The sequence below is a fragment of the Rhizobium cerradonense genome, assembly GCF_030182455.1.
In the GTDB taxonomy this organism is placed as follows: Bacteria; Pseudomonadota; Alphaproteobacteria; order Rhizobiales; family Rhizobiaceae; genus Rhizobium.
The window spans coordinates 517,230-539,505 of record NZ_JAQJCK010000002.1 but is presented as its reverse complement, the minus strand read 5'-3'; the positions used below and the strand labels follow the sequence as shown (position 1 = coordinate 539,505).

The following is a 22,276-nucleotide window of genomic DNA, read 5'->3' as shown; positions in this document are numbered from 1 at the left end:
TTGCCAGCCTTTTCGCGTTTAGCGGCTTGTCCTCGGCGGTTCGCGACGCAGTGGAGGAGACCGGCCAAAGCGAAACCGCCCCTCGTCATCCCCTGTCCCCTACCTTTGTCTTGACGTCAGGGGGCCGACTGATAATTTGACCGGGCAGTAAATAATCACGCGGTTCCGCACCGCGATCGGGAAATGGCCCCCGAATGGCCATTGGAGAACAGCATGTCCGACCGTTTGAATGCCACCCCCAACGATTTGCGCGCCTTCTGGATGCCGTTTACGGCCAATCGTCAGTTCAAGAAGGAGCCGCGCCTCTTCGTCAGCGCCAGGGATATGTACTATACGACCCATGACGGTCGGCAGGTGCTGGACGGAACTGCGGGTCTGTGGTGCGTGAATGCCGGCCACTGCCGGCCGAAGATCACCGAAGCCATTCGCCAGCAGGCGGGCGAACTCGACTATGCGCCGGCCTTCCAGCTCGGCCATCCCAAGGCGTTCGAGCTGGCAAACCGGCTGGTGGACATCGCGCCGGAGGGCATGAACCATGTTCTCTATACCAACTCAGGTTCTGAATCCGTCGAAACCGCGCTCAAGGTGGCGCTTGCCTATCATCGCGTGAAGGGCAACGGCTCGCGTTTCCGCCTCATCGGCCGCGAGCGCGGCTATCATGGCGTCAATTTCGGTGGCATCTCCGTGGGCGGCATCGTCTCCAACCGCAAGATGTTTGGCACGCTGCTAACCGGCGTCGACCACATGCCCCACACGCATCTTCCCGGCAAGAATGCCTTCACGCGCGGTGAGCCCGAGCATGGCGGCGATATCGCCAGCGAGCTGGAGCGCATCGTCACCCTGCACGACGCCTCCACGATCGCCGCCGTCATCGTTGAGCCGGTCGCCGGCTCCACAGGCGTGCTGATCCCGCCGAAGGGTTATCTGCAGAAGCTGCGTGAAATCTGCACCAAGCACGGCATCCTGCTGATCTTCGACGAAGTCATCACCGGTTTTGGCCGCCTCGGCACCCCCTTCGCCGCGCAATATTACGACGTGAAGCCGGACATGATCACGACCGCAAAGGGCCTGACGAATGGCGTCATCCCGATGGGCGCAGTCTTCGTGACCTCGGAAATCCACGACGCCTTCATGCAGGGACCCGAGCACATGATCGAGTTCTTCCATGGCTATACCTATTCCGGCAACCCGATCGCCTCTGCCGCAGCTCTGGCGACGCTCGATACCTACAAGGAAGAAGGCCTGCTGACACGCGCCGCCGAGCTTTCGGACTACTGGGCCGACGCGCTGCACTCCCTGAAGGACTGCCCAAACGTCATCGACATCAGAAACACCGGCCTCATCGGCGCCATCGAGCTCGACCCCATCGCCGGCGAACCCACCAAGCGCGCTTTTACCGCCTTCCTGAAAGCCTACGAAAAAGGCCTGCTGATCCGCACCACTGGCGACATCATCGCACTCTCCCCGCCGCTGATCATCGAAAAGCACCATATCGACGAACTCTTCGGCAAGCTCAGGGATATCTTGCAGAATAATATCTGAGGCATAAGCTCGAACAAAACTGCGCCCCTCACGCCTCCTTTTGCTTCAGCAGAAGAGCCGGCATGAGGGGCGATCCATATGCGAGGGATGACCATGACCACCAAACTCGAACGCTATATCGACCAGGGCGTCGGCCGGCAGCCTGCCGACATCGTGCTAAAAAACGGCCGGTTCTTCGACTTGGTGACGGGCGAGCTGGTTGCCTCGGACATCGCCATCTGCGGCGATCGTATCGTCGGCACCTGCGGCGGCTATCAGGGCCGCGAGGAGATCGACATCTCCGGCCGGATCGTCGTTCCGGGCTTCATCGATACGCATCTGCATATCGAATCCTCGCTGGTGACGCCGCATGAGTTCGATCGCTGTGTCCTGCCCTATGGCGTGACTACCGCCATCTGCGATCCGCATGAGATCGCCAATGTGCTCGGCACGGAAGGCATCCAGTATTTTCTGGAGTCCTCGCTGGAGACCATCATGGACATCCGCGTCCAGCTCTCCTCCTGCGTGCCGGCGACGCATCTGGAAACGTCAGGCGCCGACCTGCCGATCGAGAAGCTCCTGCCCTTCCGCGACCATCCGAAGGTCATCGGCCTAGCGGAATTCATGAACTTCCCGGGCGTCGTGCACAAGGACCCCGTCTGCATGGCCAAGCTCGAGGCTTTCCAGGGCGGCCATATCGACGGCCATGCGCCGCTGCTGCGCGGCAACGACCTCAATGGCTATCTCGCCGCCGGCATCCGCACCGAGCATGAATGCACCACCGCCGAGGAAGCGCTCGAAAAGATCCGCAAAGGCATGCATATCCTCGTGCGCGAGGGTTCGGTCTCCAAGGACCTGCATGCCCTGATGCCGATCCTGACCGAACGCCTGTCGCCTTACCTTGCGCTTTGCACCGATGACCGCAATCCGCTCGACATCGCCGAACAGGGCCATCTCGATTATATGATCCGCACCGCCATTGCCCACGGCGTCGAGCCGCTGGCGATTTATCGCGCAGCCTCCATCTCGGCTGCCCGCGCCTTCGGCCTGCGCGACCGCGGCCTGGTGGCGCCCGGTTGGCGCGCCGATCTTGTCATCATCGACAGTCTGGAGAACTGCAAGGCGGAGATCGTCTTCTCCGCGGGCCGGCGCGTCACTGCGGAGCTTTTCGCCCACCGCAAGCCCATCGCCCCGGTCGGCCTCGATAGCGTCAGGGCGCGCCCGATCAACGCCGCCGATTTCGGCGTGCCGGTGACCGAGGGCGAAAGTTCCGTGATCGGCGTCACCCCAGGAAAGATCATCACGCAGCATCGCCGGTATCGCCTGCCAGTCAAAGGCAACCAGACCGACCTCGACCTCGGCAATGATGTGATCAAGGTCGCCGTCATCGAGCGGCACGGCAAGAACGGCAATCATGCCAATGGTTTCGTTCAGGGCTTCGGCCTGAAGAAGGGTGCCATCGCCTCGACGGTCGGTCACGACAGCCACAATATTTGTGTCGTCGGCGTCAATGAAGACGATATGGCCCGCGCCGCTAATCGTCTTAGCGAGATCAACGGCGGCTTCGTCGTCGTCGAAAATGGCGTCGTCACCGGCGAAATCGCCCTGCCCGTCGCCGGCCTGATGAGCCTTGAACCCTATGAAAGCGTTCGCGACACCTTGCATCACTTGCGTCAGGCAGCTTACGCCCTCGGCGCGACGCTGGAAGAGCCCTTCCTACAGCTCGCCTTTCTGCCGCTGCCGGTCATCCCGCATCTGAAGATCTCGGACCGGGGCCTTGTCGATGTCGACAAGTTTATGCTGATTGGGTGATCACCCCACCTGGCAGCAGAACACATCCAACGCCGCGAGTGTCACCACCTCGCTGGCGTTGGCGGTCGCAAAGCCCGGCATCGGCACAGCTTTCGCCACCTTGATCCCCTTTGGCAGAGCAACCTTTACGGGCTTACGAGACAGGTTGAAGACAAAAAGCAGTGTTTCGTCGCCCTTCTTGCGCGTAAAGGCGAAGACGTCCTCCTTGGTATCGAGGAAGACCATGTCGCCATCGACCAGCGCTGCATGCCGCTTTCGGAAGGCCAGGGTCTCGCGATAGTGGTGAAGAACGGACTGCGCATCCGCCTCCTGCTTGTCGACGGCAAGTGCTGCGTGCTGATAAGGCACCGGCAGCCATGATTTGTCTGCCGTGGTAAAGCCTGTGTGCGCCCGGCCCGCCTCCCAGGGCATCGGCGTGCGGCATCCGTCGCGGCCCTTGAAGGCCGGCCAGAAGCGAATGCCGTAGGGGTCCCGAAGATCCTCGAACGCGAGTTCCGCCTCGGGCAGGCCCAATTCCTCACCCTGATAGAGGCAGATCGAACCACGCAAGGTAGACAGCAAGGAAATCGCCAATTTGGCGACACGCGGTTGCTCGGCCTCCGTTTCGGCAAACCGGCTGACATGACGGTTTACGTCGTGGTTGGAAAAAGCCCAGCAAACCCAGCCGTCGGCGACGTTTTCCTGGAAATCGCCGACGCAGCGGCGGAAATGTTCCGGTGTGAAGTCCGGGCCTAGCAGATCGAAGGTATAGCACATGTGCAGCTTGTCGCCGCCGCTGGTATAGGCGGCGACCGTCTGCAGCGAGCGGGCGCCGTCGCCGACTTCACCGACGGTCGTGCGCCCTTCATACTGATCAAGCAGCTTGCGGAAGCGCTTCAGGAAGCCGATGTTTTCCGGCTGCGTCTTGTCATGGAGGTGGTTCTGCATGCCATAGGGGTTGCTTTCCGGCGCATCCAGTCCGCCAATGGCAACCGCGGCCGGCGGGTTGTCCCGCAGCTTCTTGTCGCAGAAATAGTAGTTCACCGTATCCAACCGGAAGCCGTCAACACCGCGATCGAGCCAGAACTTGACCGCCGCAAGCACGGCATCCTGGACTTCGCTATTGTGGAAATTCAAGTCCGGCTGCGAGGTCAGAAAATTGTGCTGGTAATATTGCCGGCGCACGCCATCCCATTCCCAGCCAGGCCCGCCGAAGATCGACAGCCAGTTGTTCGGCGCCGTGCCATCCGGCTTCGGATCGGCCCAGACATACCAGTCGGCTTTGGGATTATTGCGGCTTGCCCGGCTCTCGACGAACCAGGGATGGCGATCCGACGTATGCGAAATCACCTGATCGATGATGACCTTGAGGCCGAGCGCATGCGCTGATGTCATCATCTCGTCGAAGTCGGCGAGCGTGCCGAAGATCGGATCGACGTCGCAATAGTCGGCGACGTCATAACCCATATCGGCCATCGGCGAGGTGAAGAAGGGAGCCAGCCAAATGGCATCGACGCCGAGTGAGGCAATATGCGGCAGGCGGCGAGTGATACCCTTGATATCGCCGAGCCCATTGGCGTCGGTATCCTGAAACGACCGCGGATAGACCTGATAGATCACCGCACCACGCCACCAATCGGCTCCCGCCGCTTTGTCCGTTGATTTCATGAAACAATCCGCCTCGATTTCCTCTCACCCTTCAGATTGCACACTAAGCCTTGGGCGGCAAGCGGCAAACCAGATGAAGGATGAACCGGGGATTGAACGCGCAAAAATTCGTGAAGTGATTTCGGAAAATTGCCAGTGTAGATATTCACAGCCTCAAGCGGCCGCTCGCTTTAGGACTTGAAAGCGACGTTGCATCGGATAACTTGCGACATTGACCTGCACGTACAGGTCACCTGCGGGATAAAAATAGCCTTAAAAACAAGGCCCATAGCTCCAGAAAGGTGGGGAAAGATATGACTCATTTCAGCAAGAAGTTCATCGTGTCGGCGTTCGTCGGCACGTTGTTAAGCGTCTCTGCACATGCGGCGACCCTAAATATCCACAACGGCGGCGACCCGACGTCGCTCGACCCGCAAAAAATTTCCGGCGACTGGGAAAACCGTATCGATGGCGATATTTTCGAAGGCCTGGTGACGGAAGATCCTAAGGACAACCCGATCCCCGGCCAGGCAGCAAGCTGGACCATTTCCCCCGATCAGAAGGTCTATACCTTCAAGCTGCGTGACGGCATCAAATGGTCCGATGGCCAGCCGGTAACGGCTCAGGACTTCGTCTTTGCCTTCCAGCGCCTGATGGACCCGAAAACCGCCGCCCAATATGCCTACCTGCAATATACGATCCTGAATGCGGAAAAGATCAACAAGGGTGAAATCAAGGATCTCAGCCAGCTCGGCGTCAAGGCAATCGATGACAAGACACTGGAAATCACTCTTGAAAATCCGACGCCTTACTTCCTCAACGCGTTGATGCACTACACGGCCTATCCGCTGCCGAAGCATGTCGTGGAATCCAAGGGCGACGAATGGGTCAAGATCGGCAACATCGTCACCAACGGCCCCTACAAGCCCACCGAATGGGTGCCCGGTTCGCATGTCAGCATGGTCAAGAGTGACCAGTATTACGACGCCAAGGACATCAAGATCGACAACGTCAACTATTACACGCTGGAAGATCAGGCCGCTGCCCTGAAGCGCTATCGCGCCGGCGAATTCGATATCCTCACCTCTTTCCCCGCCGACCAGTTTGATTGGATCCAGAAGAACCTTCCTGGCCAGGCGCATGTGGTTCCGTTCCTCGGCACCTACTATTACGTGCTGAACGCCACCAAGCCGCCTTTCAACGACAAGCGCGTCCGCCAGGCCCTCTCCATGGCCGTCAACCGCGAAGTCATCGGCCCGAAGATTCTCGGCACCGGCGAGCTGCCGATGTATTCCTGGGTACCGCCGGGCACGGCCAATTACGGCGAGCCGGCCTATGTGAGCTGGAAGGATGAGCCTTACAAGCAGAAGGTCGAAGAGGCCAAGAAGCTGCTCAAGGACGCCGGCTTCGGCCCTGACCATCCGCTGAAAGCGCAGCTTCGCTACAACACCAATGATAACCACAAGCGCATCGCCGTTGCGATCGCCGCCATGTGGAAGCCGCTCGGCGTCGATATCGAGCTCTACAACACCGAAACCAAGGTGCATTATGATGAAATGCAGCGCGGTCAGGTGGAAATCGGCCGCGCCGGCTGGCTCGCCGACTACAACGATCCCATCAACTTCCTGAACCTGCTCTCAACCGGTGTCGAAATGAACTATGGCCGCTGGAGCAATCCGGATTACGATGCGCTGATCAAGCGGGGCAACGAACAGACCGACCTGAAGAAGCGCGCCGAAATCTACAAGAAGGCCGAGCAGCTCGCGCTCGACGACAGCGCTGCCATCCCGATCTACTACTACGTCTCCCAAAACATCGTCGCCCCGAAGGTCCAGGGCTTCGTCGATAATATCCAGGACATCCATCGCACTCGCTGGCTGTCGATCAAAGAATAATTGGGAACAGGCCCCTTCCCAGATAAACCGGGAGGGGGCCGTCTAAGACCATGTTTGGCTACGCTCTCCGTCGTTTGCTGTCGACAATCCCCGTCCTGTGGATTGCCGTGACAGTGTGTTTTTTCATTCTGCGCCTCGCTCCCGGCGGCCCCTTCGATGGCGAAAGGCCATTGCCGCCGGAAGTCAAAGCCAACCTCGCGGCTCACTACAACCTCGACAAGCCTCTGGTTGAGCAATATCTGATCTATGTCGGCGACGTCATGAAGGGCGATCTAGGCCCCTCTTTCGCTAACCAGGACTTCACCGTCACCCAGCAGATCATGTCCGGCTTTCCCTATACGCTGACAATCGGCGGCGCCGCCTTCGTTCTTGCAACGATCATCGGCGTGGTTGTCGGCTGTCTTGGGGCGCTCTATCAGAACCGGAGCGCCGACTACTGGCTGGGCGGAGGACTGCTCATCGGCCTTGTGATGCCAAGCTTCCTCATCGCCCCGATCCTGCAGCTCGTCTTCGGCAATACGCTTGGCTGGCTGCCGGTCGGCGGTTGGGGCAATGGCTCGATCAGGTTCCTGATCCTTCCGGTCATCGTTCTGACATTGCCGCATGCGGCACGCATTTCGCGCCTAATGCGCGGCTCGATGATCGAGGTGATGAGCCAGAACTTTATCCGTACCGCCAAGGCTAAGGGCATAGGCCCACGGCTCACCGTTATGCGGCACGCCTTGAAGCCCGCCTTGATGCCCGTCGTGTCCTATCTCGGACCCGCAGCAAGCTATCTGCTTACCGGCTCGCTGGTGGTAGAAAGCATTTTCGGCCTTCCCGGCGTCGGCCGCTACTTCGTCGGCGCGGCGCTGAACCGCGACTACGGCATGGTTCTTGGCACGGTCATTTTCTACATGGTCCTGATCGTGGTCCTCAATCTGCTGGTCGATATCGCCTATGCCTGGCTCGACCCGAAAGTGAGAATGCGATGATCCTCAATTCCGCCAAGAGAGAATTGCTGGAAGCGGAATTGCTTTCGGCAGAGGGGCTTGCACCCAAGGGGCGCTCCCTCACCGGCGATGCGCTGCGTCGCCTGCTCCGCAACAAGGCTGCCGCGCTGTCGCTGATCGTGCTGGCAGTGCTGGTTCTGGTTGCCATATTCGGCCCGTATTTCCTGCCCTTCAACTATGAAGATCCGGATTGGACCTCCTTCCGCGGCCCTCCGGACTTCGCCGCCGGCCACTATTTCGGCACCGACGGCAACGGCCGCGACCTGCTTGCCCGCACGCTCTACGGCACGCGCGTCTCGCTGACCGTCGCCCTGGTGGCAACCCTCGTCTCGGTTGTTATCGGTGTGCTTTATGGCGCCGTCGCCGGCTATTTCGGCGGTCGTGTCGATGCGATCATGATGCGCTTCGTCGACATCATGTACGCCCTCCCCTACGTCCTCTTCGTCATCCTGCTGATGGTGATCTTCGGCCGCAACGTCTATCTGCTGTTTGCGGCGATCGGGGCGCTCGAATGGCTCACTATGGCTCGCATCGTGCGTGGTCAGACGCTCTCCATCAAGCAGCGGGAATTCATCGAAGCGGCGCGGGCCTCCGGCCAGCGATCGTTCAAGATCATTCTCAAGCACATCGTTCCGAACCTCGTCGGGCCGGTCGTCATCTACGCGACGCTCACCATTCCCGAGATCATCGCCACGGAGAGCTTCCTGTCCTATCTGGGCTTCGGCGTGCAGGAACCGCTGACCTCGCTCGGCACGCTGATCGCCGAGGGCTCCGCCGGCATGGAGACCACGCCCTGGCTATTGTTCTTCCCCGCCGGCTTTCTTGTCGCCCTGCTGATGAGCCTGCTCTTCATCGGCGATGGCCTACGCGACGCTTTCGATCCGAAGGATCGCTGACATGACAGATACGCTTCTCGAACTCAAAGACTACTCCATCACCTTCCGTACACCGGAAGGCGAAGTGGCCGCCGTCTCGAAGATGAACCTGACGATCGGCCGTGGCGAGCGCATCGCCATCGTCGGCGAATCCGGCTCCGGCAAGAGCCAGACCTTCCTCGGCCTGATGGGCCTACTCGCCAAGAACGGCCGCACCAGCGGCCAAGCGCTTTTGGATGGCAAGGACCTCCTGACGCTGAAGCCACGCGAACTCGACCATGTGCGCGGCAAGGACATGGCCATGGTCTTCCAGGACCCGATGACCGCCCTCAACCCCTCGCTACGGATCTCACGGCAATTGACCGAGCAGCTCGAAGTCCATGGCGGGCTTTCGGCGCGCGCGGCGTCTGCCGCAGCACTGGACATGCTGAAGCGCGTCGGCATCCCTGACCCGACGCGACGCTTCAATCTCTATCCGCACGAACTCTCGGGCGGCATGCGCCAGCGCATCGTCATCGCCATGGCGCTGCTCACCAAGCCGAAGCTCCTGATCGCCGACGAGCCGACGACGGCGCTCGACGTCACCATCCAGGCGCAGATCCTCGATCTCTTCAACGAGCTGACCGCGGAAATGAACACGGCGCTGGTGATGATCACCCACGATCTCGGCGTCGTGGCTGGCCTCGCCGATCGCGTCGCCGTCATGTATGCCGGCCGTATCGTCGAGGAGGCACCGGTCGAAGAGCTCTTCGAAAATCCAGCCCATCCCTATACCGCGGCGCTGCACGCCTCCATCCCGCGGCCGGATCAGGATGTCGACGATCTCGCCGTCATACCCGGCCGGCCGCCGAACCTGATGCATCTGCCGCGCGGCTGTTCTTTCTCGCCGCGCTGCGCCCATGTGCAGGACGACTGCCTGGACGCGCCGCCGCCGCTCGACCGGCTTGCGCCGCAACGCTGCGCCGCCTGCTTCCATCCCCTCTCTGCCCAGCAGGAACGGAGCCTCATCCATGGCTGAACACACGCTTCTGAAGGTCGAGCACCTGACCACCGAATTCGAGCTGCCATCGAAATCTCTCTTCAAACCGCCGTTGGTCCTGACGGCGGTCAATGATGTCAGCTTCGAGCTGAAGACCGGGCGCACGCTTGGCATCGTCGGCGAATCCGGGTGCGGCAAGTCGACACTCGGCCGTTCCATCCTGCGGCTGATCAAGGCGCAGAAGGGCCGCATCATGTGGCAAGGCGGAAACCTGCTGGATCTTTCCGAAGAGGAAATGCGTGCCGCCCGCCGCGACATGCAAATCATCTTCCAGGATCCGATCGCCTCCCTCGACCCGCGCATGACGGTCGGCGACATCATCGCCGAGCCGCTGACCGTATTCGAGCCGAAGCTGACAAAGGCGCAGCGGCAGGAGCGCGTCCGCGAGATCATGGCGGCGGTCGGGCTCGTGCCGGAAATGATCAATCGCTACCCGCATGAGTTCTCCGGCGGCCAAGCGCAGCGCATCGGCATTGCCCGCGCAGTCGTGACGCGGCCGAAGCTGATCGTCTGCGATGAACCGGTCTCGGCCCTCGACGTATCGATCCAGGGTCAGGTGATCACGCTGTTGCGCAAGCTGCGCAAGGAGTTCGGCCTGACGCTGATCTTCATCAGCCATGACCTCTCCGTCGTGCGGCTGATCTCAGACGACGTGCTGGTGCTTTACCTTGGCAAGGTGGTGGAAGCGGGCGACGCCGCCACCGTCTTCGACCATCCAGCCCATCCCTATACACAGGCCTTGTTCTCCGCCGCACCCATCCCCGACCCGAAGCGGGCGCGCGGGCGCGAGCGTATCCGCCTGCAGGGCGACCCGCCCTCGCCGCTCAATCCACCAGCCGGCTGCGTCTTCTCGCCACGCTGCTGGAAGGCGACGGATATTTGCAGGACCAAGATGCCGCCGACTGAGCAAGTTCGCCCCGGCCAGACCGCGGCGTGCTATCATATGGACAGGCCATAAGGCTCAAAAGGTGGACGGCGCAGCCCGCCGTCCACCTTGCTCAAGCAGCCGCATCCGCGTATGCAGCAGCGAAGGAAAAGGCAGGAGGACGTCTTGGGCGGGCATTTTCTATCGATCGGCGAATGCATGGTGGAGCTGTCGCAGGCCGAGGACGGATATCTGCGCAAGGGCTTTGCCGGCGACACCTTCAACACGGCCTGGTACGCCCGCGCCTGCCTGCCGGCCGATTGGTCCGTCGATTATTTCACCGCCCTCGGCGATGATGCGATGTCGGACGAAATGCTGCATTTCATGAAAGCGCATGACATCGGCACGTCGAGCATTCGCCGCCTCCGTGGCAAGACGCCCGGCCTCTACATGATTAACCTGAAGGATGGCGAGCGCTCTTTCAGCTATTGGCGCGACAGTTCGGCCGCCCGCCAGCTTGCCGCCGATGGCGATCAGCTTCGCACCGCGATCGAGGGGGCCAACGTCCTCTATTTTTCCGGCATTACCTTGGCGATCCTCTCGCATGAAGACGCCGAGACATTGCTCGCCGAGCTCCGCCGCGCCAAGGCGGTCGGCAAGCTGGTGGTCTTCGACCCCAACCTGCGCCCGCGCCTCTGGTCGAGCTTCGATGCCATGCACACCATGATCGGTGAAGGCGCCCGTGCCTCGACGCTGGTTATGCCGAGCTTCGACGACGAGGTCTCGCATTTCGGCGACGATTCGATCGCCGGCACCATCCGCCGTTACCGGCTGCACGGCGCCAATATGGTCGTCGTCAAGAACGGTGCCGATGGCGCGACCGTCGGAACCGATGCCGGCGAAACGCTCGTTCCAGCCGTCAAGGTCGCGAAGGTCATCGACACCACCAGCGCCGGCGACAGCTTCAATGGCGCGTTCCTTGCCCATTATCTGGAACATGACGACCCCGTCGCCGCCGCCCATTTTGCCGCAGAAATCGCCGCAAGGGTCATTCAGGAACACGGTGCCTTGGTGCCGCCGGAAAAGCTGCAAGCCGCCGGCTAAGGCTGTAATATTTCCATCATGGACACCCCGCACAATAGGACAGGCGCGGGAATCATCTTTGCTGCACCGGATTGGGTTGTACCGACACCATGAGGGTGCGGTGCGGATGGAACGTTTTTGGATATGTTGCAGCGCTTGTCGGACATCGATCACAGAGCATGGGCTGAAGGGGCAACCCCGGTCGCAAACCCGGAGCGCCTGCTCATCGTCAGCGATGCCTGGCATCCGCAGGTGAATGGCGTCGTCCGCTCCATCGAAAATACCAACCGCGAACTGGCGCGCATCGGCGTCGATGTCGCCATGATCACGCCGGAAGGTTTTCGCAACGTCCCTTGCCCGACCTACCCGGAAATCCGCCTGTCGATCGCAAGTTACCGCAAGGTCGCCGCCAGGATCGAAGCAGTCCGGCCGACCTATGTGCATATCGCGACAGAAGGCCCGCTCGGGCTGACGGCGCGGCGCTGGTGCCTGAAAAACGGCATGCCGTTTTCGACGAGCTATCACACTCGCTTTCCCGAATATGTCGCGGCCAGGCTGCCGATCCCGCAAAGCTGGCTCTACGCCTTCGTCAAATGGTTTCACAATGCCGGTTCCGGCTGCATGGTGGCGACACCGAGCCTTGCCAATGAGCTCAAGCAGAAGGGCATTCACAATCTGCTGCCCTGGAGCCGCGGCATCGACTCGACGCTTTTCCGCCCGCAGCCGCTGGAAGACAACCCCTTCGGCCTGCCCCGCCCTATCTTCATGACCGTCGGCCGGGTGGCGCTCGAAAAGAACCTGCCGGCCTTCCTCGATCTGGACCTGCCTGGCTCGAAGGTCGTCGTCGGCGACGGACCGGCGCGGGCCGAGTTGCAGAAACTTTATCCAAAAGTGCTCTTCCTCGGCTCGAAGTTCGGCGAAGCGCTGGCGCATGCCTATTCGCAAGCTGACGTTTTTGTCTTCCCGTCAAAGACCGATACATTCGGCAATACCATCTTGGAGGCGCTGGCGAGCGGCGTTCCCGTCGCCGCTTATCCCGTCACCGGCCCTGCCGATATCCTTGGCGGCAATGATGCGGCCGGCGTCGTCGACGAAGATCTGGCGAAAGCCTGCTTTGCCGCATTCTCCTCTTCCCGCGAGGCGGCTCGTGCTCTGGCGCTCAACTATTCCTGGGAAGCTGCCACCACGCAATTCATCGGCAACGTCCGCCTCGCCAATCATCGCGGCCGGATGTTGACGCAAAACCACTAAAGTGCGGGCTATTCGCCGGCCGCCGACGGCCGCCGTTTCGTGCGAAGCACGCATGCGTTCAATATTCTCTTCCATCCCGTAGACGACAAAGAACGAGCGTCACATCACGACCGGCTCTCGCCGGCGCAGCGGCGATATTGTCTGCGCACTATGGCATGCGGGAACAGTTGGCCGGTCCACCGCGTTCACTGGCACGCACAGCGACGCTCTGCCTTCATGTTCTAGTCGATATGACCAGCAGCAAACGTCAAAATTGAATTCCTTGGATGTTCCGCCACATACCTGGGAGCGGCGCAGGTGCTATTGGCCATCCGCGAACGGGCCGGGCTTGGCGTATTGGCGCTAAATACCCAGCCGCGGTTCTCAGATGGGGCTTTGCATTGCAATACCAAGAAATGCATGGCTCCCATGCGCTTTTATGTATACGATTATTTATTGCACGATTTAAGTAAGGTCGCTTACGGAGTGCTGGAAATGACAGACGACCCACTGAAACTGGACACCTTCATATGCTTCGCCCTCTATTCGGCGAACCATGCGATGAACCGGCTATACAAGCCCATGCTCGATGAGTTGAACCTCACCTATCCGCAATATCTCGTCATGGTGACGTTGTGGGAGGAGGATGGCCAGACCGTCGGCGGTATCGGCGAAAAGCTTTTCCTGGAATCAAGTACGCTAACGCCGCTGCTGAAGCGCCTGGAAGCCGCCGGCTTCATTCAGCGCACCCGCAGCAAGGAAGATGAGCGTCAGGTGCTGATCAGCCTGACCAGCGAAGGCGTCGGTTTGAAGAAGAAGGCCACCGGCATCCCCGCTTGTATCCTGGATGCATCGGATACCACGGCGAACGAGCTGACACGGTTGAAAGCGGAAATCATCAAGCTGCGCGAAGCGCTCAGTAAGAACGCGGCCTGATCCCTCAGGCCGTCATCGCTTCTTTTTGGTCTCGTAAGGATTGTCCGACGAGCGGAAATGGATGCGGATCGGCACGCCCGGCATGGCGAAATCTTCCCGCAGGCCGTTGATCAGGTAGCGCACATAGGATTCCGGCAGCGCATCCGAGCGGGTGCAGGAAATCATGAAGGCCGGCGGGCGCGCCTTCACCTGGGTCATGTATTTCAGCTTGATACGCCGGCCGGAAACCGCCGGTGGCGGATGCTGAACCTGCTGTGTCTCCAGCCAGCGATTGAGCTTGGCGGTGGACACGCGCTTGTTCCAGACCTTGTCGGTATCGACGACCGCTTGCATCAACCGGTCCAATCCCTCGCCCGTCTGACCGGAAATCGGAACGGCGCGAATACCGCGCGCCTGCGGCAGCAGCCGGTCGGTCTTTTCGCGCAGGTCGGCAAGCACTGCCTGGCGATCCTCGATCATGTCCCACTTGTTGAAGGCAAGCACGGCGGCCCGGCCCTCGCGGACGACGAGATCGACGATCTGAAGATCCTGCTTCTCGAAGGGAATGGTGGCGTCGAAGACGATGACTACGGTCTCGGCGAAACGAATGGCGCGCAGTGCATCGGCGACGGAGAGCTTTTCGAGCTTTTCAATCACCTTGGCCTTGCGGCGCATGCCGGCGGTATCGAACATTTTCACGGTACGGCCGCGCCAGCTCCAATCGACCGAGATCGAGTCGCGGGTAATTCCGGCTTCCGGACCGGTCAGCAGCCTGTCCTCGCCGAGGAAACGATTGATCAGCGTCGACTTGCCGGCATTCGGGCGGCCGACGATGGCGACACGCAACGGCCGCGTGTCGTCATAGGCCGGCTCTTCGTCGATCTCTTCACCGTCCTCACCCATGGCAGGGCGCGGAATGCTGACATTCGTCTCCGCCTCATCCTCTCTCGGCGGAAAGGCACGCTCATGGCCGAGCGCCTCGACGATAGCGTCGCGCAGATCCATCATACCCTGGCCATGTTCGGCAGAGATCGGGCAAGGCTCGCCAAGGCCGAGCGTGAAAGCGTCATAGAAGCCGCTGTCAGAGCCTCGCGCTTCCGATTTGTTGGCGACGAGAACCACCGGACGTCCGCGCTTGCGCAGCATTTCTGCGAGCGTCTTGTCGACATGGGTCAAACCCATCTTGGCGTCGACGACGAACAGCGTCAGGTCTGCTTCATCGATCGCAGCCTCCGTCTGGGCACGCATGCGGCCTTCCAGCGTCTCTTCGTCGGCTTCTTCGAGACCAGCGGTATCGACAATGCGAAAACGAAGATCGACGAGGCGCGCATCGCCAGGACGGCGGTCGCGCGTTACACCCGGCGTGTCATCGACGAGCGCCAGCTTCTTGCCAACCAAACGGTTGAAAAGAGTGGACTTGCCGACATTCGGGCGACCGACGATCGCGACCGTGAAACTCATTTAGTGATTTACCCTTCAGCCTTTAGCGACCGATGCCTTGCCGGATGCGGTGATGAGATCGAGCAGCATCTGGGCGCGGTTGCCGACATTGCGCGGGCTCTGGGGATCGTCGACGATCGCCTGGAACCATTGACGCGCCTTGGCGAAATCGCCGGCCTTGTAGGCGGCAAGACCCAACACGTCACGTGCGGAATGCCGGAAAGCGTTTGCCGGCACGGCCAACTCCTGGGCCTCGGCGGCAACCTGGTCATACGTGCCCGTATCGACAAGCAGATAGGCCGCACGCAGGCGAGCCGCATCCCGGATTACGGCCGGAACACCGGACTCCTTGCCGATCGCCGAGAAGGCAGCAATCGCACCGGCCGTATCGCCCTTCTGCGCCTGCAGTGTGGCAGCGCGCATGCGCGCCAGCAGCGGATAGGAACCGCTGCCGCTCTTCTCGATGGTCGCCAACGCGGCCAGCGCTTCGTCCGTCTTGTTCTGATCCGCCAGCGTCAGCGCGGAGATGAACTGATCACCGCTGCTGCCGGCCTGGCGTCCTGACCAGTAGCGATAGCCGCTAAAGGCGGCCGTGCCGAGAACGATAAGCACGGCGCCACCGATGATAAGCCGGCCAAAACGGCGCCATACGAACCGCAACTGGTCCGAACGCAGTTCTTCGTTCACCTCGCGGATGAAGCTATCGTCGTTGAATGCCATTCTCGTCTCCGGCCCAGGCCAAAATATTGCAAAGAGCTTATGGGTAGTGGGGCCTTCTACTCCATTTTGCGGCCGTTGTAAGGGGGAATGGCAGAAATCATCACATAACGAGCGGCGAAACCCCGATAATCCACTCGTGCAGCTTCCAAATGATCAATCCCCAGACCACGATACCGATGACAACGGCATAAAGATCGTATTTCGCCGAAACGAAGGGCCGCAGCGAGATCTCGCCCGCACGTTCGCGCCGCTTCAGCGAGATCCGCATGATGACGCCCCAAGCCAGGAAGGCGGCAAACAACAGCATGGCTGCGCCATCGCCATTGGAAAGCAGATGCGCAAAGGCCCAGATCTTCACCGACAGCACCATCGGATGCTTCGTCCTGACGGCGATATACCCGGCTGGCAGCAGCGAAGCGACGAGACAGATCAGTGCAAAAAGCATTAGCAAAATAGTGATATGGCTCATCCAGAAGGGCGGAGACCAGATCGGGGTCGAGTCGCGCGCTTGCCCGAAGCCGTAGATCAACAGAATCAGCGTGACGATGCTGGCGATCGAATAGCCGATCTTCCAGCCGCCCTCGCCGATGCTCGAAATCATCGAGCGACGGAAACCGGGTATCACGACGCGGATCAGATGAATGCCAAGGAAAAGAATGATGCCAAGGATCAGCAGTGACATGAGTGAAATCCCGTTCGTGTCTTATGAAGACACCAGTATCGACTATGGCGAAAAATTGCCAGCGGGACCGCAGCTTTGCCGCATTTGATCGGCACGGAGACGAGAAAGCCCGGCATGACCTCCGAACCGCAGGTTTGCGCAGTGAAAAGCGTGAAAAGGATTGCGGATGAACTCGTGCCCACTTCAACAATTTTCGCGGTGCCCATGTTTCGTTTTGTCTCTTTCGCCTCCCTCGCCCTTTCCCTTGCCCTGCCCGCGATCGCCGAGGCCCAGGAAAAGCCGAAGCAATTGGTGATGATCTCGTTCGACGGCGCGCATGACAATGCGCTGTGGACGAAGAGCCGCGAGATCGCGTCGCGCAACGGCGCGCATTTCACCTATTTCCTCTCCTGCACCTTCCTGATGAACCACGATCAGGCCAAGGCTTATCAGGCGCCGGGACAGAAAGCCGGCAAATCGAACGTCGGCTTCGCCAAGAGCGACGACGACGTGCGCACGCGTATCGCCAATATCTGGGGCGCGCATCTCGAAGGCCATGATATTTCCAGCCACGCCTGCGGCCACTTCGACGGCAAGAAGTGGACATCGGCGGACTGGCAGCAGGAATTCATGAACGCACGCATCGCGCTGCGCGACGCGTGGAAGAACGTCGGCGAAGCGGACAAGGAGCCGCCGGGCTGGCAGGAATTTGCGACGAAAGACGTCAAGGGCTTCCGCGCGCCCTATCTTTCGACCAGCGACGGCCTGGTGCCGGCCGAAAAAGCCATGGGGTTCCAGTACGACGCCAGCCTCGTGACCAAGGGCCCGGCTTTGCCGCAGGTAGTCGACGGCATCTACCGCTTCGGCCTGCCGCTGATCCCCGAAGGTTCCGACCACCATCTGGTGATCGGCATGGACTATAATCTCTATGTCCACCATTCCAAGGGCGTCGAAGACAAGGCGGATTCCAAGGCCTTCGAAGACCGCACTTTCGATGCTTTCGAAGCCGCCTTCGCCAAACAATATGAAGGCGACCGCATTCCGGTGCAGTTCGGCTTCCATTTTGTGGAAATGAACGACGGCGCCTATTGGCGGGCGCTGGACCGCTTCGTCAGCGACGTCTGCCATAAGGACGGAGTCGCTTGCGTCAGCTATTCCGAGGCAATCCCATTGATCGCGGCGCGCGGCAAGCTGCAGCAGGGGTGAGGAGCGATTGTGCGAAGCCCGAGCAATCGACTCTGTGAGTCGATTGCAGCGATGAACGCCCTGAGCCGAAGCGAAGGGCCGGCGGCGCGGCAAACGGAAGCTCCTCGATTATCCTTTCAGCCTGACGCCCTCACTTCCCCACCACAGTCGTCATTGAAAAGGCCCCGTTTCCGGAGCCTTTTTTTTCGTCAGCCGTCAACATGCACGATGCCGGTCTCGCGCTCCAGATAGCTCTGGTCGATCTTCGGCAGCGGCTCGTCATCGATCGCCGCTTCGAAGGCCTTGAGGCGCTTGTGGATTGACAGGAGCTCGATGATCGTCGTCCAGGAATTGACGAGATACTGGAACGAGTTGCTGACCTGACCGAAGGCGGTCGCGATCTGTTGGTATATGCCGTAGGTGATCGCCCCGGCGACAAAAGTCGGAACCAGCATGAACAACACGAACATCGAGTCGGCCTGCAGATAGAAATAGCGGGCGACGTTGAAATAGACGTAGTGGAAGTAAATGCGGTAATAGTTCCGCCTGACGTTCGCGAAGAGTTCTCCGACTGTCGCCGGCTGCGCACGCTCGCCGTTATCTTCGCCGTAGACGAGCTCCTTGCGGTAAGCTGCTTCCACACGCTGGTTCTTAAAATTCAGGCCGGGCAGCTTGATGCCGGCAACCGCCAGCAACACTGTGCCGAAAGCCGACCAGAAGAGCGCCAACCAGAAGAGCGAATGGGAAATCTTGCCGATGATCGGCAGTTCGGTGACATAGCTCGAAAGCGCAAGCAGAATCGGCAGAAAGACGATCAGCGTCATCACCGAGTTGATCAGGCTGATGCCCAATCCTTCCAGGGTGCTGGAAAAGCGCATCGTATCTTCCTGCACACGCTGCGAAGCGCCTTCGATGTGACGCAGCTTTTCCCATTTCGACATGTAGAAGCTGTTCATCGCCGTACGCCAGCGGAAGATATAATGGCTGGTGTAGAAGTCCGTCAGGATGGAAACAAACATGCTGAGGAAGGCGATCTGCGCGAAGATTATCATCAACGTGTAGAAACTCTCGACCGTCACCCCAGGCTGCTTCGTAAGCGCAGCCTGCAAGAGGTCCCCGAACGGACGGCGGAAGTTATTGACGACGACGGACACTTGGACACCGAAATAGGTGACCAGAATAATCAGCGCCGAGCCCCAGATCGACCAGAGCTTCCAGGGATGATCCCAGGCTTTGATGTGCCATGCCCCACAGAAAATCGCGGTGCATAAAAAGAAAAACCCGTAGAACCAGAGATTCCCCCACAACACGAAATAGCTGAGGTCATAGGGCTCCTGCCCTTCTGGGGGCATGACGAAACCCAGATGTGTCCCCAAATCGGAAAGAGACGCATACCAGACTGCTATGCAGAGGATCGTCCAGACCACCATCGAGGTGAAGAACAGCTTTGGCTGGGGGAAGAAAGAGTGAAACACGGGAGGCAAGCTTTCTTGATTGGGTCAGCGACCGCAATGACGTTTATTCGCGGCGAACCTAAGGCACTTCGCTAGAGGCGGCAACCGGCCTTGGCTATTCTTACATAGATGTAATCGCTTATCCCATGATCGTGATGCGATTGTTCAGCCGCGGTTTCCCATTTTAGGAAGGCCAACCTGTCGCCGTTCAGAGATCCGGCAACCCCTTCACAGCAAAAATCCCGCGCCCTCTTGCAGAATTCTATCTTACGATATATATCTTACGACATGACGAACGATATAAACCCTCATCATCGAAGGAGAAACATAATGAGAGGCTTTAGAGATCGCATGTGCGGCGATAGCTTTGACACCATCGAGGCATATATCCTACGACATGGCGAAAGCCGTGATTCACACGGGAGGCACAGGAGAGACTTCATGAGAGGCTTCAAGGGCGGCATGTTCGGCGGCGGTTTTCGCACCGGCCGGAAATTCGATGCCGCTGATCTGCAGCTCATCATTCTCGCCCTGCTTTCCGAGCAGCCGCGCCATGGCTATGAACTGATCAAGACCCTGGAAGAACGCTCCGGCGGCTTCTATGTGCCGAGCCCCGGCGTCATCTACCCCGCCCTCACCTATCTGGAAGAGACGGGCCTTGCCGAAGTCGAAGCGACCGGCACGAAGAAGCTTTACCGCATCACCGAAAGCGGTCAGAAGCGCGTCGAGGAAAACCAGGCGCTGGTCGAGGCGACGCTCGCCAAGCTCAGCGCGATCGGCGAGAAGATGGCGCATGTCCGGCGCGTCTTTGGCGGCGAGGAACCCGGCGACGATGAAGGTCGTGAAGGCCCGTTCGGTCGGGATGCCGGTGATGTTCACCTCGCACGTCAGCTTCTGCGCTCGGCACTTCGCTCGAAATATCCATGGAGCAAGGCTGAAGGCGCGCGCATCGCGGCCATTCTCGAACGCGCCGCCGCCGATATCATCCGCGGCGAGACGAAGTCGGAAGACTGAGGTCTAATCCCTCAGTTGTCCGCCAAGGTCAGGATCATCGGTCCGTTGCGGGTGGCGACGACGGTGTGCTCGAACTGAACCGTGGGCGCGCGCGGATCGGCATAGAGCGTCCAGGCATCGTCGCCGCCCTCCGCCCAACTTGCGCCGAGCGACAGGAATGGCTCGACGGTGAAGACGAGACCGTCCTGCATGATGCGGGTCTCGTCGGGATCGGCCCAGGTAGACACCTCCGCCGGCTCCTCATGCAGCGAACGGCCGATGCCGTGGCTGGCGAGATTGGCGACCAGCGTATAGCGGTTCTTCTGGGCGAAAGCGCCGACGGCGTGGCCGATCTTCGAGAACGGCGCGCCGCTGCGCACCTGGTTCAGCCCGACCCAAAGCGCCCGTTTGCCATCGCGGCAAAGGCGCTCGATCTTCGGCTTGACAGGCGGCACAGCAAAGGACGAGCCGGTATCGGAGAAGAAACCATCCTTCTCCGCGGAAACATCGAGATTGACGAGATCGCCTGCCTGAATCACCCGCGCACCGGGAATGCCATGCGCCACTTCCTCATTGACGCTGATGCAGGTGGCGCCGGGAAATTTGTAAACAAGTTCCGGCGCCGAGCGGGCGCCGGCATCGTCCAGCACCTTGCGGCCAATATTATCGAGTTCCAGCGTGGTGATGCCCGGCTCCAGCGCCTCCGCCATCGCCTGTATGGCGTTAGCGCAGATGCGGCCGATCTCTTTCAGCTTGGTCAGTTCGTCGTCGTTCGAGATGATCATTCAAAGCTTCCGGCTGGCATGCGTCCGTTGAGACAAGCACTCAAGCCGTCGCTTTCGCCTCTTCGCTTTCTGCAGTCAATGCCTTTCTGACCAGCGGTGCGACTTTCGTGCCGTAAAGTTCGATGCCGCGCATGATCTGCTCATGCGGCATCGTGCCGATCGCCATCTGCAGCAGGAAGCGGTCATTCTTGAACAGCTTGTGATGAGCGATGATCTTCTCGGCAACGACTTCGGGATCGCCGACGAAGAGCGCACCATGCGGCCCGCGCGATTGGTCGAAATGCGCCCGGCTTGTCGGTCCCCAGCCGCGCTCGCGGCCAATCCGGTTCATCACCTCGGCCTGCGGGCCGTAGAACTGATCGGCGGCGGCCTCGGTCGTATCGGCTACGAAACCGTGAACATTGATGCTGGTTTTGAGCTTGGCTGCATCCTGCCCAGCGCGGCGGGCAGCCTCGTGGTAGAGATCGATGAGCGGCGCAAACCGGCGCGGCTCGCCGCCGATGATGGCGAGCGCCATCGGCAGGCCAAGAGCCCCGGCGCGCGCGACCGACTGCGGCGTGCCGCCGACCGCCACCCAGATTGGCAACGGATCCTGCAGCGGTCGGGGATAGACCCCTCGCCCATGAATCGGCGCGCGGAGTTTGCCCGTCCAGTTCACCTGCTCGCTCTCGCGGATCGCCAACAGCAGATCGAGCTTTTCCTCGAAAAGCTGGTCGTAATCTTCGAGATTATAACCAAAGAGCGGAAATGACTCGATGAACGAGCCCCGCCCCGCCATGATCTCGGCACGACCGTTCGAAATGAGGTCGAGCGTCGAGAACTGCTGGAATACGCGCACCGGATCGTCCGAACTCAGCACCGTCACGGTGCTGGTCAACCGGATATTGTTCGTCTTTACCGCAGCCGCCGCAAGGGCGACGGCCGGAGCCGATGCTGCATAATCCGGCCGATGATGCTCGCCGAGCCCGAAGACATCGAGACCGACCTGATCGGCCAGCTCGATCTCCTCGATCAAATTCTTCAGGCGACGCGCCGCCTCCGCACCCTTGTTGAGAGCAGGATTGGTATCGACGTCCGCGAAGGTATAGAGACCAAGTTCCATGATAAAAATCCCATCTGTCGTTGACGGACGAAATAGGAAGACGAGGCTGATACCGCAAATATGAATTGTCGAACGGTTTGTTC

19 protein-coding genes are annotated in these 22,276 nt (G+C 60.2%); 12 read left to right on the top strand and 7 right to left on the bottom strand.

Features of this window, described 5'->3' with window-relative positions:
• The first annotated feature begins 213 nt into the window (after positions 1-213).
• Both aptA and ade read left to right on the top strand, forming a co-directional pair.
• The gene (gene aptA / locus PH547_RS06770) at positions 214-1,542 is read left to right on the top strand and encodes an omega-aminotransferase AptA (protein WP_285167843.1); all 1,329 of its coding nucleotides are present in this window, start codon (positions 214-216) and stop codon (positions 1,540-1,542) included.
• A gap of 93 nt (positions 1,543-1,635) precedes the next feature.
• On the top strand, positions 1,636-3,333 hold the full coding sequence (gene ade, locus PH547_RS06765; RefSeq protein ID WP_285167842.1) for an adenine deaminase: 1,698 nt from the start codon (positions 1,636-1,638) through the stop codon (positions 3,331-3,333).
• On the opposite strand, the gene bglA is transcribed toward ade, so the two are convergent.
• Positions 3,334-4,980, bottom strand: a complete 1,647-nt coding sequence (bglA, locus tag PH547_RS06760; protein ID WP_104823803.1) for a beta-galactosidase BglA — start codon at positions 4,978-4,980, stop codon at positions 3,334-3,336.
• A 293-nt stretch (positions 4,981-5,273) separates the two neighbouring features.
• Between bglA and PH547_RS06755 the strand changes: the two genes are divergently transcribed.
• From PH547_RS06755 to PH547_RS06720, 8 genes are all read left to right on the top strand, one after another.
• Positions 5,274-6,854, top strand: a complete 1,581-nt coding sequence (locus tag PH547_RS06755) for a peptide ABC transporter substrate-binding protein (protein ID WP_104823804.1) — start codon at positions 5,274-5,276, stop codon at positions 6,852-6,854.
• A 50-nt stretch (positions 6,855-6,904) separates the two neighbouring features.
• Positions 6,905-7,828, top strand: a complete 924-nt coding sequence (locus tag PH547_RS06750) for an ABC transporter permease subunit (protein ID WP_104823805.1) — start codon at positions 6,905-6,907, stop codon at positions 7,826-7,828.
• Positions 7,825-8,742 carry an ABC transporter permease gene (locus tag PH547_RS06745; RefSeq protein ID WP_285167841.1) on the top strand — a complete coding sequence of 306 codons (918 nt, stop codon included), beginning with the start codon at positions 7,825-7,827 and terminating at the stop codon, positions 8,740-8,742. Before PH547_RS06750 ends, PH547_RS06745 begins: the two co-directional genes overlap by 4 nt.
• Position 8,743: 1 nt before the next feature.
• Positions 8,744-9,739, top strand: a complete 996-nt coding sequence (locus PH547_RS06740; RefSeq protein ID WP_104823807.1) for an ABC transporter ATP-binding protein — start codon at positions 8,744-8,746, stop codon at positions 9,737-9,739.
• The gene (locus PH547_RS06735; RefSeq protein ID WP_104823808.1) at positions 9,732-10,718 is read left to right on the top strand and encodes an ABC transporter ATP-binding protein; all 987 of its coding nucleotides are present in this window, start codon (positions 9,732-9,734) and stop codon (positions 10,716-10,718) included. Before PH547_RS06740 ends, PH547_RS06735 begins: the two co-directional genes overlap by 8 nt.
• Positions 10,719-10,811: 93 nt before the next feature.
• Positions 10,812-11,729 carry a sugar kinase gene (locus tag PH547_RS06730; RefSeq protein WP_104823809.1) on the top strand — a complete coding sequence of 306 codons (918 nt, stop codon included), beginning with the start codon at positions 10,812-10,814 and terminating at the stop codon, positions 11,727-11,729.
• 123 nt (positions 11,730-11,852) lie between these two features.
• The gene (locus tag PH547_RS06725; protein ID WP_104823810.1) at positions 11,853-12,959 is read left to right on the top strand and encodes a glycosyltransferase family 4 protein; all 1,107 of its coding nucleotides are present in this window, start codon (positions 11,853-11,855) and stop codon (positions 12,957-12,959) included.
• Positions 12,960-13,433: 474 nt separating this feature from the next.
• Entirely contained in the window at positions 13,434-13,874 is a 441-nt protein-coding gene (locus PH547_RS06720) for a MarR family winged helix-turn-helix transcriptional regulator (RefSeq protein ID WP_104823811.1), read from the top strand.
• 12 nt (positions 13,875-13,886) lie between these two features.
• On the opposite strand, the gene der is transcribed toward PH547_RS06720, so the two are convergent.
• The 3 genes from der to PH547_RS06705 all read right to left on the bottom strand — a co-directional run bounded on the left by der (position 13,887) and on the right by PH547_RS06705 (position 16,695).
• The gene (gene der, locus PH547_RS06715) at positions 13,887-15,314 is read right to left on the bottom strand and encodes a ribosome biogenesis GTPase Der (RefSeq protein WP_104823812.1); all 1,428 of its coding nucleotides are present in this window, start codon (positions 15,312-15,314) and stop codon (positions 13,887-13,889) included.
• Positions 15,315-15,329: 15 nt separating this feature from the next.
• On the bottom strand, positions 15,330-16,013 hold the full coding sequence (locus PH547_RS06710) for a tetratricopeptide repeat protein (RefSeq protein WP_285167840.1): 684 nt from the start codon (positions 16,011-16,013) through the stop codon (positions 15,330-15,332).
• A gap of 100 nt (positions 16,014-16,113) precedes the next feature.
• Positions 16,114-16,695, bottom strand: coding sequence for an NnrU family protein (locus tag PH547_RS06705; protein WP_104823814.1), 582 nt, complete (start codon positions 16,693-16,695; stop codon positions 16,114-16,116).
• Positions 16,696-16,899: 204 nt separating this feature from the next.
• On the opposite strand from PH547_RS06705, the gene PH547_RS06700 reads away from it, so the two are divergent.
• Positions 16,900-17,880, top strand: a complete 981-nt coding sequence (locus tag PH547_RS06700) for a polysaccharide deacetylase family protein (RefSeq protein ID WP_104825167.1) — start codon at positions 16,900-16,902, stop codon at positions 17,878-17,880.
• 188 nt (positions 17,881-18,068) lie between these two features.
• On the opposite strand, the gene sbmA is transcribed toward PH547_RS06700, so the two are convergent.
• Positions 18,069-19,334, bottom strand: a complete 1,266-nt coding sequence (gene sbmA, locus PH547_RS06695) for a peptide antibiotic transporter SbmA (protein ID WP_104823815.1) — start codon at positions 19,332-19,334, stop codon at positions 18,069-18,071.
• 420 nt (positions 19,335-19,754) lie between these two features.
• Between sbmA and PH547_RS06690 the strand changes: the two genes are divergently transcribed.
• Positions 19,755-20,327, top strand: a complete 573-nt coding sequence (locus tag PH547_RS06690; protein ID WP_104823816.1) for a PadR family transcriptional regulator — start codon at positions 19,755-19,757, stop codon at positions 20,325-20,327.
• An 11-nt stretch (positions 20,328-20,338) separates the two neighbouring features.
• Here the strand turns inward: PH547_RS06690 and map are convergent, their stop codons facing one another.
• Complete coding sequence (gene map / locus PH547_RS06685) at positions 20,339-21,091, bottom strand: type I methionyl aminopeptidase (protein ID WP_285167839.1); 753 nt, start codon at positions 21,089-21,091, stop codon at positions 20,339-20,341.
• 40 nt (positions 21,092-21,131) lie between these two features.
• Positions 21,132-22,193, bottom strand: coding sequence for an LLM class flavin-dependent oxidoreductase (locus PH547_RS06680; RefSeq protein WP_104823818.1), 1,062 nt, complete (start codon positions 22,191-22,193; stop codon positions 21,132-21,134).
• Positions 22,194-22,276: the final 83 nt, after the last annotated feature.

Coding starts and splice junctions, on each gene's coding strand:
- aptA (WP_285167843.1), top strand. CDS start 214: ATGTCCGACCGTTTGAATGCCACCCCCAACGATTTGCGCGCCTTCTGG.
- PH547_RS06710 (WP_285167840.1), bottom strand. CDS start 16,013: ATGGCATTCAACGACGATAGCTTCATCCGCGAGGTGAACGAAGAACTG.
- bglA (WP_104823803.1), bottom strand. CDS start 4,980: ATGAAATCAACGGACAAAGCGGCGGGAGCCGATTGGTGGCGTGGTGCG.
- PH547_RS06755 (WP_104823804.1), top strand. CDS start 5,274: ATGACTCATTTCAGCAAGAAGTTCATCGTGTCGGCGTTCGTCGGCACG.
- ade (WP_285167842.1), top strand. CDS start 1,636: ATGACCACCAAACTCGAACGCTATATCGACCAGGGCGTCGGCCGGCAG.
- PH547_RS06740 (WP_104823807.1), top strand. CDS start 8,744: ATGACAGATACGCTTCTCGAACTCAAAGACTACTCCATCACCTTCCGT.
- PH547_RS06745 (WP_285167841.1), top strand. CDS start 7,825: ATGATCCTCAATTCCGCCAAGAGAGAATTGCTGGAAGCGGAATTGCTT.
- PH547_RS06720 (WP_104823811.1), top strand. CDS start 13,434: ATGACAGACGACCCACTGAAACTGGACACCTTCATATGCTTCGCCCTC.
- PH547_RS06725 (WP_104823810.1), top strand. CDS start 11,853: ATGTTGCAGCGCTTGTCGGACATCGATCACAGAGCATGGGCTGAAGGG.
- der (WP_104823812.1), bottom strand. CDS start 15,314: ATGAGTTTCACGGTCGCGATCGTCGGTCGCCCGAATGTCGGCAAGTCC.
- PH547_RS06735 (WP_104823808.1), top strand. CDS start 9,732: ATGGCTGAACACACGCTTCTGAAGGTCGAGCACCTGACCACCGAATTC.
- PH547_RS06700 (WP_104825167.1), top strand. CDS start 16,900: ATGTTTCGTTTTGTCTCTTTCGCCTCCCTCGCCCTTTCCCTTGCCCTG.
- PH547_RS06680 (WP_104823818.1), bottom strand. CDS start 22,193: ATGGAACTTGGTCTCTATACCTTCGCGGACGTCGATACCAATCCTGCT.
- PH547_RS06690 (WP_104823816.1), top strand. CDS start 19,755: ATGAGAGGCTTCAAGGGCGGCATGTTCGGCGGCGGTTTTCGCACCGGC.
- PH547_RS06705 (WP_104823814.1), bottom strand. CDS start 16,695: ATGTCACTGCTGATCCTTGGCATCATTCTTTTCCTTGGCATTCATCTG.
- map (WP_285167839.1), bottom strand. CDS start 21,091: ATGATCATCTCGAACGACGACGAACTGACCAAGCTGAAAGAGATCGGC.
- PH547_RS06750 (WP_104823805.1), top strand. CDS start 6,905: ATGTTTGGCTACGCTCTCCGTCGTTTGCTGTCGACAATCCCCGTCCTG.